General features: G+C 69.5%; 17 protein-coding genes. 7 read left to right on the top strand and 10 right to left on the bottom strand.

Features of this window, described 5'->3' with window-relative positions:
• The 5 genes from H0X00_RS12590 to H0X00_RS12570 all read left to right on the top strand — a co-directional run.
• Positions 1-486 (top strand): SIS domain-containing protein (locus H0X00_RS12590; protein WP_293771340.1); only part of this gene is annotated, 486 nt, incomplete at its 5' end.
• A gap of 11 nt (positions 487-497) precedes the next feature.
• The gene (hypE, locus tag H0X00_RS12585; RefSeq protein ID WP_293771337.1) at positions 498-1610 is read left to right on the top strand and encodes a hydrogenase expression/formation protein HypE; all 1113 of its coding nucleotides are present in this window, start codon (positions 498-500) and stop codon (positions 1608-1610) included.
• Between the two features lie 9 nt (positions 1611-1619).
• Positions 1620-1892, top strand: a complete 273-nt coding sequence (locus H0X00_RS12580; protein ID WP_293771335.1) for a HypC/HybG/HupF family hydrogenase formation chaperone — start codon at positions 1620-1622, stop codon at positions 1890-1892.
• Positions 1893-1931: 39 nt separating this feature from the next.
• The gene (hypD, locus tag H0X00_RS12575) at positions 1932-3077 is read left to right on the top strand and encodes a hydrogenase formation protein HypD (protein WP_293771332.1); all 1146 of its coding nucleotides are present in this window, start codon (positions 1932-1934) and stop codon (positions 3075-3077) included.
• A gap of 70 nt (positions 3078-3147) precedes the next feature.
• Positions 3148-3924 (top strand): DUF6390 family protein, encoded by a 777-nt coding sequence (locus H0X00_RS12570; protein WP_293771329.1) that lies wholly within the window; start codon positions 3148-3150, stop codon positions 3922-3924.
• 18 nt (positions 3925-3942) lie between these two features.
• Here the strand turns inward: H0X00_RS12570 and H0X00_RS12565 are convergent, their stop codons facing one another.
• From H0X00_RS12565 to H0X00_RS12520, 10 genes are all read right to left on the bottom strand, one after another.
• The gene (locus tag H0X00_RS12565) at positions 3943-4257 is read right to left on the bottom strand and encodes a HypC/HybG/HupF family hydrogenase formation chaperone (RefSeq protein ID WP_293771325.1); all 315 of its coding nucleotides are present in this window, start codon (positions 4255-4257) and stop codon (positions 3943-3945) included.
• Positions 4248-6602, bottom strand: a complete 2355-nt coding sequence (hypF, locus tag H0X00_RS12560; RefSeq protein WP_367186588.1) for a carbamoyltransferase HypF — start codon at positions 6600-6602, stop codon at positions 4248-4250. The genes H0X00_RS12565 and hypF overlap by 10 nt, the downstream gene beginning before the upstream one ends.
• A 16-nt stretch (positions 6603-6618) precedes the next feature.
• A complete protein-coding gene (locus tag H0X00_RS12555; protein ID WP_293771322.1) occupies positions 6619-6813 on the bottom strand; it encodes a hypothetical protein in 195 nt (64 codons plus the stop codon).
• A 128-nt stretch (positions 6814-6941) separates the two neighbouring features.
• Positions 6942-7439, bottom strand: a complete 498-nt coding sequence (locus H0X00_RS12550) for a hydrogenase maturation protease (protein ID WP_293771320.1) — start codon at positions 7437-7439, stop codon at positions 6942-6944.
• Positions 7436-8743 (bottom strand): hypothetical protein, encoded by a 1308-nt coding sequence (locus tag H0X00_RS12545; protein WP_293771318.1) that lies wholly within the window; start codon positions 8741-8743, stop codon positions 7436-7438. The genes H0X00_RS12550 and H0X00_RS12545 overlap by 4 nt, the downstream gene beginning before the upstream one ends.
• On the bottom strand, positions 8740-9390 hold the full coding sequence (locus tag H0X00_RS12540) for a DUF6084 family protein (RefSeq protein ID WP_293771316.1): 651 nt from the start codon (positions 9388-9390) through the stop codon (positions 8740-8742). Before H0X00_RS12540 ends, H0X00_RS12545 begins: the two co-directional genes overlap by 4 nt.
• On the bottom strand, positions 9383-9964 hold the full coding sequence (locus H0X00_RS12535; RefSeq protein WP_293771314.1) for a DUF5947 family protein: 582 nt from the start codon (positions 9962-9964) through the stop codon (positions 9383-9385). The genes H0X00_RS12540 and H0X00_RS12535 overlap by 8 nt, the downstream gene beginning before the upstream one ends.
• A gap of 98 nt (positions 9965-10062) precedes the next feature.
• Positions 10063-10953 carry a NifU family protein gene (locus H0X00_RS12530; protein WP_293771311.1) on the bottom strand — a complete coding sequence of 297 codons (891 nt, stop codon included), beginning with the start codon at positions 10951-10953 and terminating at the stop codon, positions 10063-10065.
• A gap of 2 nt (positions 10954-10955) precedes the next feature.
• Positions 10956-12698 carry a nickel-dependent hydrogenase large subunit gene (locus H0X00_RS12525; RefSeq protein WP_367186590.1) on the bottom strand — a complete coding sequence of 581 codons (1743 nt, stop codon included), beginning with the start codon at positions 12696-12698 and terminating at the stop codon, positions 10956-10958.
• A 74-nt stretch (positions 12699-12772) separates the two neighbouring features.
• Positions 12773-13780 (bottom strand): hydrogenase expression protein HypE, encoded by a 1008-nt coding sequence (locus H0X00_RS12520; RefSeq protein ID WP_367186589.1) that lies wholly within the window; start codon positions 13778-13780, stop codon positions 12773-12775.
• A gap of 305 nt (positions 13781-14085) precedes the next feature.
• Between H0X00_RS12520 and H0X00_RS12515 the strand changes: the two genes are divergently transcribed.
• Positions 14086-14637, top strand: a complete 552-nt coding sequence (locus H0X00_RS12515; RefSeq protein ID WP_293771304.1) for a YceI family protein — start codon at positions 14086-14088, stop codon at positions 14635-14637.
• Between the two features lie 158 nt (positions 14638-14795).
• Positions 14796-15110 (top strand): helix-turn-helix transcriptional regulator (locus tag H0X00_RS12510; protein WP_293771302.1); only part of this gene is annotated, 315 nt, incomplete at its 3' end.

Here is a 15110-nt window from a genome sequence, read left to right as displayed (position 1 = left end):
GAGCTGGCCAGGCGGTTCGCCGCCGGCGGCCGGCTGTTCACCTTCGGCAACGGGGGCAGCTCCACCGACGCCGCCACCCTCGCGGCGCTGTTCGCGCACCCACCGCTGAACCGGGCGCTGCCGGCGTGGTCGCTCGCCGCGGATCAGGCCGTGCTCACCGCGCTGGGCAACGACGTCGGCTTCGACCTGGTGTTCGCGCGCCAGCTGATCGCGCGCGCCGGCCCCGGGGACATCGCGGTGGCCATGTCCACCAGCGGCAGCTCCCGGGACCTCACGGTGGCGTTCGCCGAGGCGAAACAGCGGGGCATGTACACCGTCGGGTTCGCGGGCTATGACGGCGGACAGTTCGCCGACAGCCGCGACGTCGATGTCTGCCTGACGGTGCGCTCTCAGAGCGTGCACCGCATCCAGGAGTCACAGGCCCTGCTCGCTTACCACCTCTGGGCCGCCGTGCACGATCACCTGACCGAACTGGAGACCCGATGACCGTGCGGACTGTGACCTTGCCAGACGCGACGGTGCAGCATTCCGGGCCGTCGTTCGCCGAGAACGAGGTCATCGAACGGATCAAGGCGTTCCGAAAGCGCCGCCCGCGGCTGATCGACGAGATCATCACGATGTCGCACGGAGCAGGTGGGAAGTCCTCGGCTGCCCTCGTGGACGCCGTCTTCGTCGAGGGGTTCCGCAACGAGCAGCTCGTGCAACTCGGGGACGGGGCGGTGCTCACGTTGCCCAGCGGGGAACGGCTCGCCTTCTCCACCGATTCCTTCGTCGTGCAGCCGCTGCGCTTCCCCGGCGGCTCGATCGGGCACCTCGCGGTGCACGGCACCGTGAACGACCTGGCGATGGCCGGCGCGCGCCCGTCCTGGCTCTCCGCGGCGTTCGTGCTGGAGGAAGGCTTCAAGATCTCCGAACTGCAGGAGATCGTCGCCGACATGGCGGCGGCCGCCCTGGCCGCCGGGGTCCAGATCGTCACCGGGGACACCAAGGTCGTCCCGACCGGCGCCGCGGACGGCCTCTTCATCACCACCGCCGGCGTCGGGGTGATCCCGGCCGGCCGCCGGCTGGCCGCCGACCGGGTGCAGGCCGGCGACAAGGTGGTCATCTCGGGGTACATCGGCGATCACGGCATGGCGGTGATGTTGGCCCGGGAGAGCCTCGAGCTGGAGGCGGACATCTGCTCCGACACCGCCTCGGTCAGCGACCTGGTGCAGACGATGCTGGCCGCCGCTCCCTCGACCCGCTGGATGCGCGACCCGACCCGCGGTGGGGTCGGCACCGTCTGCAACGAACTGGCCCAGGTCACCGGGCTCGGCATCGTGCTCGACGAGCGGGTGCTGCCGGTGCGCCCCGCCGTCCACGGGGCCTGCGAAATGCTCGGCATCGACCCGCTCTACGTCGCCAACGAGGGCAAGTTCCTCGCGGTGCTCGACCCCGCCGAGACCGACGCCGCGTTGGCCGCGATGCGGGCGCATCCCCTCGGTGGCGACGCAGTCGTGATCGGCGAGATCACCGACAAGATCGGCGCCACCGTCGCCCTGCGCACGCAGTTCGGCGGCACCCGCATCGTGGACATGCTCGTCGGCGACCCGCTGCCGAGAATCTGTTAGGAGCAGGACATGTGTCTGGGAATTCCGGGCCAGATCATCGAGATCACCGACGCCGAGAATCATCTGGCGAAGGTCGACGTCAGCGGCGTGCGCAGGATCATCAGCGTCCGCCTGCTCGAGAAGGAGATGCCGGAGCCCGGGGGCTGGGTGCTGGTGCACGTCGGGTTCGCCATGGCGAACATCGACGAGGAGGAGGCGCGGTTGACGCTGGAGGCGATGGAGAAACTCGGCGAGGCCTACCGCGACGAGATAGCCGCCTTCAACAGCTCTGCGCTCCTGTGAACCCGGGCCGACCGGCCGCCCACCACGAGAGGACCTCGCATGCGTTTCGTCGATGAGTTCCGGGACCCGGCGGCGGCGCGGCTGTTGCTGGCCGCCATCGAGGACATGGCCGATCCCAGCGCGCCCGACGCGGAACACTTCAAGTTCATGGAGGTGTGCGGCGGCCACACCCACACCATCTACCGCCACGGCCTGGAGCACGTGCTGCCGCGGAACGTGGAACTGGTGCATGGCCCGGGCTGTCCGGTGTGCGTGATCCCGATGGGCCGGGTCGACGACGCGATGTGGCTCGCCGAGCAGCCGGACGTCATCTTCACCTCCTTCGGCGACATGATGCGCGTGCCGGGCTCGAAGGGCAGCCTGCTCGAAGCCAAGGCCCGCGGCGCCGACGTCCGCTTCGTCTACTCCCCGCTCGATGCACTCAAGCTCGCCGTCGACAACCCGACGAAGAAGGTCGTGTTCTTCGCGGTGGGGTTCGAGACGACAGCGCCGTCGACGGCCGTCACGCTGATCCGGGCCCGCGAGCTCGGGGTGACGAACTTCAGCGTGTTCTCCAACCACGTCACGATCGTGCCGCCGCTCAAGGCGATCCTGGACTCCCCCGACATGCGCCTGTCCGGGTTCCTCGGGCCCGGTCACGTCTCCACCGTGGTGGGCAACCGGCCCTACCGCTTCGTGCCGGAGGTCTACGGCAAGCCGATCGTGGTGGCCGGCTTCGAGCCGCTGGACATCCTCGCCTCGGTCGCCATGCTGCTCCGGCAGATCCGCGAGGGCCGCTGCGAAGTCGAGAACCAGTACGGGCGCGTGGTGCGTGAGGACGGAAACCCGGCCGCGCTCTCGCTGATGGCCCAGGTCTTCGAACTGCGCCCGCACTTCGAGTGGCGCGGGCTCGGCTTCATCTCCCAAAGCGGGTTGCGCCTCAACGCCGACTTCGCGGCGTGGGACACCGAGCGGCTCTACGACATGCCCGGCATCCGGGTCGCCGACCCGAAGGCGTGCCAGTGCGGTGAGGTGCTCAAGGGCGTGCTCAAGCCGTGGGAGTGCAAGGTGTTCGGCACCGCGTGCACCCCGGAGACGCCGATCGGCACCTGCATGGTCTCGCCGGAAGGGGCCTGCGCGGCGTACTACAACTTCGGCCGGATGCACCGCGATGCCGCCCAGTTGGTGGGGCAGAGCGGGGCTTGAGCGAGCGCAGCGAGCGAATCATGAACGCCGAATGCGGCTCCGCGAGGACGAAGTCCGTGGCGGAGACGACATGAGCGGCGCGCGGCTGTTCGCCCAGTACGCCTACGCGCCCAACAAGCTCGGGTACTGCGGGCCAGCGGAATCCGCGACCCTGGCCACCGCGGGGATCGACGCGGCGCACGCCGCCGAGGTCGACGTCCGCGCGGCGGCCCGGCGGTTCTCCGGGGCCTGGCACTACCTGGAGGTGCTGGCGAAGCTGACCGGCATCGACGACCCGCTGGACCGGCGCATCGTCGAGTCGTACTGGCTCGGCGGCGGGGTCAACGAGGAGATCAGCTCGACGGAGTTCGGCGAGGAGTTGCTCGCCCGCATTGCCCCGGAGGCCCAGCACTACTGGGCGCACCTCACGCCGGACCTGATCCCCGAGGCCGCCGGCGATCACGGCTTCCACGTGTTGGGCGTGTACCCGTGGACGCGGTTCCTGGGCCGGTTCGGTGCATGTCTCGCCCCCGCTCCGCCCGGGCCCACTCCGGACCACCCGGTGCAGGTGCTCGACCGGTGCCGGATCCGGTGGGGCACCGTGCTGTCCCGGGACGGCGAGCAGATCGTGGTCTCGGCGCAGCGGCTCGTCTGGGACGGCACCGTGCTGAGCCTGTCCGAAGCGGAGCAGGAGACCGTCGCAGTGGCCGTCGACGGGCTCAGCTTCCTGCCGGATGTCGCGCCCGGCGACCAGGTCTCCCTGCACTGGGAATGGCTGTGCGACCGCCTCTCCGCCGAGCAGGTCACCCGGCTGCAGACGAGCACGCTCTCCCAGATCGAGAAGACCAACCGCAGGCTGACGGCCTGAGGGCCGCGCTACTGGGAGCTACTGAGCGCTCCTCTCCCACGCAACTTGCTGCTCGGCCCAGCCGGACGCTTCCGCGGCCGCGGCCGAGGGGTCGGCGAAGTCGGCCTCGATCTCGCCCATCTCCTGGAAGAGCGCGAGGGTGCGCAGCGCAGTGGCTTCGTCGATCCGCTGCAGCGCGAACCCGAGGTGCACGATCGTGTAGTCACCGACCTCGGTCTCCGGGACGAGCTGGAGGCAAGCCTCCTTCTCGCCCTCACCGAAGACGACGGTCGCCATCCGCTTGCCGTCCCTCTCCCAGATGCTTTGCACCTTGCCGGGCACAGCTAGGCACATGACGGGGTCTCCTCGACTTGCTCGGTGACGCGGGCCGCAATGACGAGCTGGCCGAGGGCCAGACCCGCATCACTCGGTGGGACGTTCCGGTGCCGCAGGCACTGGAAGCCCTGCGCGGTCAGGCGTTCCGCGCACAGGGTGCTCAGGAGGGCGTTGAGGAACACACCGCCGGACAGCGCAATGGTGTTCAGGCCGGTGCGGGCGCGCAGGTCCACCGCGACCTCCGCGACCAGGTCCGCGACGGCGAGGTGGAACCGGGCCGCGATCACTGCCGGATCGGCGGCGGCCAGGACGTCGGCGGTGATCGCGGCGAGCACGGGCGACGGGTCGAGCAGAGCTGGGCCCGCGTCAGTTGCGTCCGGCCGGACCGCGAACGTATAGGCCGGGCCGCAGCTGGAAAGAGCCCCGCGAGCCAGGCCCTCGAACCGCATGGCCGCCTCTGCTTCGTACGCGATCCGGTGGCACACCCCGGCGAGGGAGGACACGGCGTCGAAGAGCCGGCCCATGCTCGAGGTGCGGATGCAGGCCAGGCCGCTCTCCAGTTGGCGTGGCAGCACGGCGAGCTCGTCGGCACTGCAGGCCGCGACGCTGGGCAGCCGCGGGTCCCAGGCGACCCCGGCGGCGTGCAGGTGGGACAACGCCATCCGGCACGGGTTGCGCACCCCGGCGTCCCCGCCCGGCAGCCACGCGTAGCGCAGGTGCGCGGCCCGGGTGAAGTCGTCGTAGTCGGCGATCAGCACCTCGCCGCCCCAGGCGGCACCGTCGTCGCCGTAGCCGGTGCCATCGAAGGCGAACCCGATCACGCGCTCGGTGCCGTCGAGCCCGTTCTCCGCCATCGCCGAGGCGATGTGCGCGTGGTGGTGCTGCACGAGGCGGGTGGGCAGCCCGCAGCGCTCCGCCCACGCCGCGCTGCGGTAGCCCGGATGACGGTCGGCGATGACGTACTGCGGCCGGACGCCGGTCACGGCGGACAGCTGCGCGGTGGCGGCCTCGAACGCCTGCAACGTGGCCAGGTCGTCCATGTCGCCGACGTGCGCCGACAGCCACGCGTAGCCGCCCTCGCCGAGGCAGAAGGTGTTCTTCAGGTCCCCGCCGACGGCCAGCGCGGGGTGGACGGGCACCGGCAACGCGACGGGCAAGGGCGCGTACCCGCGGGAACGCCGCACCGGCAGCTCGACCCCACCGGCGACCCGGACCACCGAGTCGTCACACGGCACGTGGATCGGCCGGTCGTGGCCGAGCCAGGCGTCCGCCAGCCCACCGAGCCGGGTCCGTGCCACCTCGTCGTCGATCACGATCGGCTCGCCGGAGACGTTGCCGCTGGTCATCACCAGTGCGGCCGGTCCCGGCTCGTCACCGGACAGCCCGAACAGCAGGTGGTGCACCGGGGTGTACGCCAGCATCACCCCTACGTCCGGACTGCCGGGGGCGACCGCCGCGGCGAGCTGCGCGCTCCCGGCACGCCGGGCCAGCAGCACGACCGGGCGGCGGAAGTCGGTCAGCAGGTCGTGCTCGGCAGCGGACAGCTCGGCTATCGCTTCCGCGGCGGCCAGGTCTGCGACCATCACCGCGAACGGCTTGTCGCCGCGGTCCTTGCGTTTGCGCAGCGCCGCGACCGCCGCCTCGTCGCCGGCGTCGCAGGCCAGGTGGTAGCCGCCGAGGCCCTTGACCGCGACGATCGCACCGGCACTGAGCAGTTCGCGGGCGCCCGCGAGCGCGTCGTCGCCGACGCGGTCCGGCTCCCCGGGCTGACGGAGCGTCAGGGTGGGCCCGCAGTCGCGGCACGCGACGGTCTGGGCGTGGAACCGCCGGTCGCCGGGATCGGCGTACTCCGCCGCGCACGTACCGCACAGCGGTAGGTCCGCCATCGTCGTCGCGGGCCGGTCGTAGGGCAGGTCGACCACGATCGTGAACCGCGGCCCACAGTTGGTGCAGCTGATGAAGGCGTGGCGGTACCGGCGGTCCGCCGGGTCGGCAAGCTCGGCGAGGCAGTCGTCGCACGTGGCGACATCCGGCGAGACCAACGTGCGACCGGTGCCCCCGGTGGAGTCCGTGATCACGAACTCCGTGCCCCCGCGGCACGACATGACCTCGGTGAGCACGCCGGTGATCCGGGCGAGCGGGGGCGCGTCGGAACGCAGCCGGGCGGTGAACGCCGTCAGCCCGGACTGCGCACCCTCGACCTCGATCACGACTCCGCCGGCGGTATTGCCGACGGAGCCCGACAGGCCGAGGTCGCGGGCGAGCGCGTAGACGAAGGGCCGGAAACCGACGCCCTGAACGACGCCGCGCACGGTCGACCGCTGTCGACCGCGCGCGCCCGGTTCACCGGCCGCGCCCGGCATTCGGAGCTACCCCGCCTCAGGCGTGCCTGCCGGAACCTGCGGTCAGCTCCTTCATCATCGGGTACACGACGGTGAGGGCCGTACCGACAAGGTTCTGCATCTCCTTCGACTCGCGGATGTAGGCCAGGGACTCCTTGATCTTGGCGAGCCCGGCCCGACCCTCCTTGGTACCGACAACGAATCCGACGGCGAATCCGACCACGGTCTCCATCTACCTACTCCTGTCTGGCCGAGTTGTTCACATGGACCGGATCTCCAGGTAGCGCTTCACATCCGGGACTGACTGAATGAGCGCCGCAAGGGTTCCAGCCAGTAGCGCTGCCTTCACCAATCGCACGATCATCGGGACACCTCCTTCCACATCAGCTGTTCGACGAGCGAGATCGCGGGCGCGACGGCGGCCTCTGCTTCCGGGCTCAGGCCGATGCCGTCGTCCAGCGAGGCCGGCTCACACGCGACGAGGTACACCTGCTGCACCGCCCCGCCTAGGGAGCCGAGCATCGACAGGATCGCGCCGGGCTCCAGGCCGTGGGCGTCGACCAACGGCGCCTCCCCGTCGGCGACCTGCGCCGAGTTGTCGGGCACCTCGTTCGGATCCACCTCGACCAAGGTGACCGTTCCGGGGGCATGGCCGCGCTGGGCAGCATCGACCACAACCAGCACTTCGTAGCCGTCGAGCAACTGGTACGCCAGGTGCACCCCGCGGATGCCGGCGTCGAGCAGGTGCACGTCCGGCGGCGTCGGGGTGCCGGCCATCCGGCGCAGCACCTCGGAACCGAACCCATCGTCGGTCAGGAAGATGTTGCCGACCCCGGCCACCAGCATCCGCGCGGTCATTGAACCGGCTCCACTTCGTCCGGCGCGAAGTACAGGAACCGGCCCTGCGCGCGGGAGATCTCCGCCAGCTCGGGGTCGTCGTCGACGGTCACGCCGAGGTGCTGCGCGTCGTCGACGTCGAAGAACACCGCCTCGACGGTGGCGAGCCGACCGCGCAGGAACAGGTCCTGCGCATCGGTGCGCCGGTTGCCGGGCCGGAGCCGGACGCGGCTGCCGCGGCCCACCCGCACGCCGTCGATGATGATCGAGTCGGTGTCTGGGTTGACCGACGCGTCCGCGCCCGGGTCCCACCACGGCGCCGAGGGGACCATGTACGTCGGGGGCTCGTCCGGCTGGGACATCGCGGGTCCGGCGGCCGGCGCCTCGCCGGTGACATGGCGCAGGTAGCGCAGGGCCCCGTGCAGCCGGTCCAGCTGCTCCTGCGGCAGGGCGTCGACCCGGTCGATCAGCTCCGCGGACCGCGGGTCGGTCGCGCGCGCCTCCGCCTTCTCGGCGTCGGTCAGCGTCATCGTGCGCAGGATCAGGATCTCGTCGATCTCGGTGGAGTCGTACAGGTCGCCCGGGCTCTCCGGGGCAATCTCCGGGTTGTCGCCGAGGATGATCGGCGAGGACAGCACGACCCGGTCGCCGTCGGCCAGGACCGGCCAGGTCCCCTCGTTGCGGCAGGCCTTCACCTCGGGCTTGGCCCACTCCGGCGGGTCCGTCATCGACAGGAACCGGCCGCGGTCGAGGGCGAACATCGAGTGCGCGGAGATCAGCGCGTGCCGCAGCGCGAGATCGCGGTCGGGTGCGGTGGCCTCGGTGCGGTTCTGCACCTCGACGGTGAGCCGCAGCGCACCGTACGGGCCCGGCAGTTCGGTGACCGTCAGCACCATGGCGCCGGCGACCGGGTGCGTCTCGCGCGAGACGCCGTCCTCCAGCCGCAGCTCGCCGGCGAACTCGAAGAACTCGGTGTGCGCGGCGGCGCGCAGGGCGTCCACCGCGACGGTGAGGTCGACCTGGCGCTCGGCGGTCTCGTCCCAGTCCGGCATCTCGCCACCGGTGCGGTGGGCGACGTGCAGGAAGCGCAGCGAGAGGGTGAGCTCGGCATCGGCCTTGGCCTCGAACACGACCTCGGTCCGGGTCGCGGATCGCTCGGAGGAATCGAACGCCACGTACCCCGGCGGCATGATCACCCCGAACTGCCACCGGGTCTGGTTCTTGGAGGACGAGGCCCGGTACGGGTAGAGCACGTAGCCCTCGTACAGCACGGCGTCGGCCACCTGACGGGCCGTCGCGAAGACGTCCGTGCCCACGGTGGTCACGGCAAGAGCTCCGTGGGCCGGCTGGCCTCGGCCAGCAGCGCGTCGACGGCCTGCTCCCACGTCGCCAGCGCCCGCGTGTTCTTGAAGGCACCCAGCGCCGCGAGGGTCTCCCGGCCGAGGCGCACCCAACTGCCGCTGGGAAAGAAGCGCTCCATCATCGCGCGCCACTCGCTGACCGGCAGCAGGTAGGTGGCTTCGAGGTTCCAGGGCACCTGCGAGACGCTGAAGCCGGTCGTGCCCTTGGCGATCGCGGTCCCACTGAACAGCATCAGCAGCGGGATCGAGCCCTCCTCCAGCGCGTGGAAATAGCCGGTCGAGGCGACCTCCATGTCGTAGGTGCACGGGACGTGGAGGTCGACCTCGATGTCGCCCGTGAAGCTCGGCACCATGATCGAGGCCATCGCGAACTGCACCGGCTTCAGGGTGTCCGCGTAGCGCGTGGGGTCGCCGAACAGGTCGTTCAGCTTGGCCGACTCGGCCGGGGTGTACCGGCGCTTCTGCGGCTCGATCCGCATCTGCACGCGCAGCCCGAGGGCATGAATCCGCTCGCCGGTCGACTCGCTGACCCGCAGCCGGAAGACCAACGTCGGCCCGGCCGCGTAGGGGTCCGAGCTGACGTCGATACAGGCGAAGGAGAGATCAACCACCGCCGGCCCCCCGGCTGACCCCGTCGCTGTGAACCAGGGGCCGGCTGAGCCGGGCCACCCGCTCGAAGAAGTCCGCGATGTCCTTGCGCGCCTCGGGGCCGCCATCGAAACCGGTCCAGTGCATCCGCACCCGACCGACCAACTCGTAGCAGGCATCGATCGGGACGAGATAGCTCGCGTTGCCGTCCTTCGTCCGGTAGACGATCAGCGCCTCGACGTCCGGGGCCAGCTCGGCCGCCAGCGGATTGTCGCGGACGATCGTGTCCCAGGCGGTCAGGTCGAGCAGCGACTCCGTCGCCCCGGCCGGGCTGGGGTACTGGGCGATGACCCGACCCTGCGCGGAGTTCTGGAAGAAGAACGCCATCGCGACCGGGACCTGCAACTCCTCCCACTGGGCGTGCGAGAGCTGGAAGTCGGGGTCGACGAGATACCGGTCCGGCACCGACCGGAAGTTGCCCTTGCCGGCCCCTCCGTGGGTGAACAGCAGGTAGCAGGGGCGGCACGTGCAGAGCAGGCTGCGCGTCTCGATGTTGACGACGTGCGAGTGCACCTCGCCCATATCGGCGTTGCACATCTCGCAGCCCTCACCGCGCGGCCTGGGTTGGGACAAGGTGAACGGCAGTGCCGGAGCGGATGGTCCGACGAACCGCCGGAGCCCGCGGACCCCGTCCATCAGACCGCGGCGGGGATCAGGGCGATCCGGATCCCGGACACGTCGTCGAGCAGCGGCAACGGCTCCAGGTGCAGCCGCGGCCGGTCGATCGCCCGGCCGGCCAGGCGCGCGTCGTAACGCACCCCGCAGGACCGGCAGGCGAGCACGTCGCCCTCCAGTGCCACCCCGCCGGGTTCCCCCGCCAGCGAGTGGTCGCAGGACGGGCAGCGGTCCGCATACGCGAAGTACGTCTCGCCGAGCCGGGCCATCAGGATGGTGCGCCCCTCGAGATCCGCCAGGGCAGCGAAGCCGTCGGCCGGCAGGTCGCGCGCGGAGGGGTGAAGCCAGATCGGTGGCGGCGCCGCGACGGACGCCGTGACCGGGGTGTCGCTGCCGGGCCGGCGGCCGATCTGCAGGAGCTTGTCCGGCAGGGCCGTCTGCCCCTCGACCTCGATGCCGACCAGCTCTGGCGCCGCCCCGAGCACGGCGTCGGTGATGGTCAGCTTCACGGTGACGGTCGAGGACGGGCAGCCACTGCAGCTGCCATCGAGTCGCAGGTGGGCCATGCCATGCTCGTCGATGCCCAGGTAGTCCACGCCGCCGGCGTGCGAGCCGAGATACGGACGGATCTCGTCGAGGGCCCGTTCGATCCTCTGGTCCGCGGACAGAGGGTGCAGGCCGTGCAGGATGAGCTGGCTCTCCACCAGCCGGTCGGAGATCAGGGCCGCCAGCACCTCGGGGTTGTCCTCGGCGATGATGCCGACGATGTGCGAGAGCCCTTCGCCGTAGAAGGAGACGAGCTCTCGCACCAGCTCCTCGCCGGTCGCGGCCGCGGTGTCGCCGCCCTGCCGCTGCAGCTGCGCCAGCAGGGCCTCGACCCGTGAGCCGACATCGTTGCCTACCGGAGGCATCGTCAGGTCGCCAGAATCTGCGGCATGACCGCCGGGTTGTGCATGGTCTGGATCGTCTTGCCCGGGCCGAGGTACATGTGGACACCACAGGGCAGGCAGGGGTCGAAGCTGCGCACCGCCCGCATGATGTCGATGCCCTTGAAGTTGTCCGCCGAGTTCTCCTCGAAGATCGGGGTGTTCTGTACCGCGTCCTCGTAGGGGCCGGGCGTCCCGTAGGTGTCGCGCACGCTGGCGTTCCACGGCGTCGGCGGGTACGGGTGGTAGTTGGCGATCTTGCCTTCCTTGATCACCATGTGGTGGCTGAGGACCCCGCGGACGGCCTCGGTGAAGCCGCAGCTGAACGCCTCGTCCGGGACCTCGAACGGGGTCCAGGTCTTGGTGTTGCCGCCCCGCACCTCGGCGAGCGCCATCTCCATGAAGTGCAGCGCGCAGCCCGCCGCGTAGGCCTGGAAGTACGTCCGGGCGCGGTTGCGCTCGAGGGCGTTGCTCCACTTCGGGATCTTCCACTCGAAGTTGGCCTCGGGCTTCAGCATCGTCTTGGGCAAATTGATCTGCACGCTGTGCCCGGTCGCCTTCACGAAGCCGCCGGCGTCGACGAGGCCGCCGAGCGCGGTGGCCCAGAGGCGCGCGAGCGGTCCCCCGCCGGTGTCGGTCGCCAGGTGGTCCTTACCGTCGAACCAGCGCGGGGACATGACCCAGCTGTACTTGTCGTCGAAGTTGCGCTTCTGCGGGTCCGGGATCGTGGTCTGGTTCCACGGGTGGTTGCGGTCGACCGGGTTGCCGAGCGCGTCCTTGGTGACGAACATCGGCTGGTCCTCCCAGCTCTGGTAGTACGAACTACCGAGCAGGATGCGGATGCCGAGGTTGATCTCCACCAGGTCGTTGGTGTGCAACTTGCCGTCGACGACCACGCCGGGGCTGACGAAGGCCTTGCGGCCCCAGTTCGTCATGTTCTCGTACTTGAAGTCGCAGTGCGCCGGGTCGTTCAGCGCGCCCCAGCAGACCAGCAGGGTGCGGCGCAGGCCGACGTTCTCATAGCCCGGCAGCGCCTCGTAGAAGAAGTCGAACAGGTCGTCGTGCAACGGCACGACCTTCTTCATGAACTCGACGTACCGCATCAGTCGGGTGTAGTAGTCCGTCAGCAACTGGATGGTCGGCGTGGTGCCGATGCCGCCCGGGTACAGCGTCGACGGGTGGACGTGCCGACCCTCCATCAGGCAGAACATCTCACGCGTGTAGCGCGATACCTGCAGGGCCTCGCGGTAGAAGTCGCCCTCAAGCGGGTTCAGCGACCGCATGATGTCGCCGATGGTCCGATAGCCGTGCTCGCCGGCGTGCGGGGACTCGGTGCGGTTGGCGAGCTCGAGGACGCCGGGGTTGGTCTCGGCGACCATCTTCTCGCAGTAGTCCACCCCGACCAGGTTCTCCTGGAAGATGTTGTGGTCGAACATGTACTCCGCGGCCTCGCCGAGGTTGATCAGCCACTCACCGAGGGCCGGCGGGTGCACGCCGTACGCCATGTTCTGGTTGTAGACCGAGCAGGTGGCGTGGTTGTCGCCGCAGATCCCGCAGATGCGGCTGGTGATGAAGTGCGCGTCGCGCGGGTCCTTGCCCTTCATGAAGATGCTGTAGCCGCGGAAGATCGACGAGGTGCTGTAGCACTCGGCGACGACCTTCTGCTTGAAGTCGATCTTCGTGTAGATCCCGAGGCTGCCCACGATGCGGGTGATCGGGTCCCACGCCATCTCGGTCAGGTTGGACTCGTCGCCCTTGGTGCTCAGGTAGCTGCCGGGCTTGCTCGTCGTGGTGGTCACCTAGCTCACTGACCCTTCTTGTAGCCGGTCTTGAGCTCGGGTCCGCGAACTCGCCATTTGGGTTCCTTGTTGAGGGTGTCCATCGTGAACTTGCGCATGGTCCGGATGACGACCCCGTAGGCCGAGCTGGCGGCGGAGGAGACCTTGCCGCCGGGCGGCTCGTCCATGAACGGCATGAACTTGTCGGGGAAGCCGGGCATGGTGCAGCCGATGCAGATACCGCCGACGTTCGGGCAGCCGCCGATTCCGTTCATCCAGCCGCGCTTGGGGACGTTGCAGTTGACGACCGGTCCCCAGCAACCGAGCTTGACCAGGCACGTGGGCTGGCCGTACTCGGTGGCGAACTGGCCCTGCTCGTAGTAGCCGCCGCGGTCGCAGCCCTCGTGCACAGTGGCCTCGAACAGCCACTTCGGGCGCAGCTCGGCGTCCAGCGGGATCATCGGGGCCTGGCCGGCCACCTGATAGAGCAGGTACGTGATGGTCTCGGAGAGGTTGTCCGGCTGGATCGGACAGCCCGGGACGCACACGATCGGCAGGCCGGCTTTGGACTTCCAGTCCCAGCCGAGATAGTCCGGGACGCCCATGGCGCCGGTCGGGTTGCCCTGCATCGCGTGGATGCCGCCGTAGGTGGCGCAGGTGCCGACCGCGATGATCGCCGTCGCCTTCGAGGCGAGCCGGTCGATCCATTCGTTGGTCGTGCGGGGCTGACCCGTCGCGGGGTCGTTGCCGAACCCGCAGAAGTAGCCGCCGTTGTCCTTGTTGAGCTCCTCGTTGGGGATCGATCCCTCGACCACCAGCACGAACGGCTCGAGTTCACCGCGGTCGGCCTTGTGCCACCACTCGATGAAGTTGTCGGCGCCGGTCTCCGGGCCGCACTCGAAGTCGATCAGCGGCCAGTGGACCGCGATCTTCGGCAGGCCCGGCAGGGCACCGAGGACGATCTCCTCGATGCTCGGCTGCGTCGCCGCCGTCAGGGCGACCGAGTCGCCGTCGCACCCCAACCCTCCGTTCATCCAGAGGATGTGGACGACCCCTTCGTCCGTTGCTGTGGTCACCGCGGCGTACCTCCTCGCCCTAGGCTCGCGGCTCGATCCGAATCCTCGGACGGCGCGGCCAATTCGGGCCTCGGAATAAGCAGATACCGCTGGACGCTACTCGCACCATTAGCGAATTAGCCAGACCCCGAAGTGCTATTTCGCAACGAATTTGGGCCCGAATTCACGACTCCTGGAATTGTAGAATTCGACGATTACCGGAGTCCGGGAATCCTGGATTTCCGGACCCCTGTCAGCCCTGGTTGCGCGAGTACCGTTCGCCCATGGCGACATTGACGGGGACTCACCAACTCGGGCCGCAGCACGGCCGGATCCAGTTGCGCACCACCCGCGAAGGGCTGGCGGCGAAGGTCGGGCACGACCTCCTCATCGAGTTGCCGTCCTGGTCCGGCACCCTCACCGCGAATCCCGAGGACCCGGCCGCCTCGACGCTCGAGGTGGAGATCGACCTGACATCGATCACGATCGTTTCCGGGACTGGCGGAGTATCCGAACTCAGCGACAAGGACAAGTCCGAGATCGCGAAGAACGCCGGGAAGGCCCTCGAGGTGGACCGGCATCCGACGGTGACCTTCACCGCGAAGGGACTTCCGCCGTCGACCGCGTCGGGAGAGATTGAGGGCAGCCTTACCTTGCACGGAATCACGAAGCCGTTCCGGCTGAAATTCGACGAATCCTCAAGTTCTACATGGCAGGCGAGCGGCGAGGTAATTCAGTCCGACTTCGGCATCAAGCCCTACCGGGCGATGCTCGGTGCACTGCGCCTGGCCGACCCGGTCACCGTGAACGTGGAAATACACCTGGAAGGAGCCTGAGGAAAGCCTTCTGCGGGTCGACACCGGGGAGTCGTAGCCCTACGCTCGCGCTGTCGCCTAGACCTCGCGACATTGCTCCGACGGCCGGCCGGTTGAGAAGACCCACGCGGCAAGAGGATCGCGCGTTCCGCCAGTCCACCGTGACGAAGGGTGCGGCGATGCTCAACCGACAACGTCACTGGGTGTGCGCGCTCCAGATCGCGGAGCGGCGTCGCCAGTTGGGCCTCACCCAGCGCGACGTTGTCGACCGGCTCTCCGGACTCGGGGTGACCGCGACCAACCGGACCCTCTCGGCGATCGAGCACGGGCAGGGCGTCGACATCGCCCGGCTGCCCGAGCTCGCGGTCGCGCTCGAGTGCACGGTCACCTACCTCCTCGGCCTGACCTCGCGGCCGCACAACTGGGAGCCGGACGACGGCGCCCTGCCCGCCCCGCCGGCTGAGCGCGGGCCCCGGCACCAGGGCGTGTGGCAG

The sequence above is a fragment of the Sporichthya sp. genome (genome assembly GCF_013815995.1).
Lineage (GTDB): Bacteria > Actinomycetota > Actinomycetes > Sporichthyales > Sporichthyaceae > Sporichthya.
The sequence above is the reverse complement of the archived record's forward strand: the minus strand, read 5'-3'. Positions and strand labels throughout refer to the sequence as shown.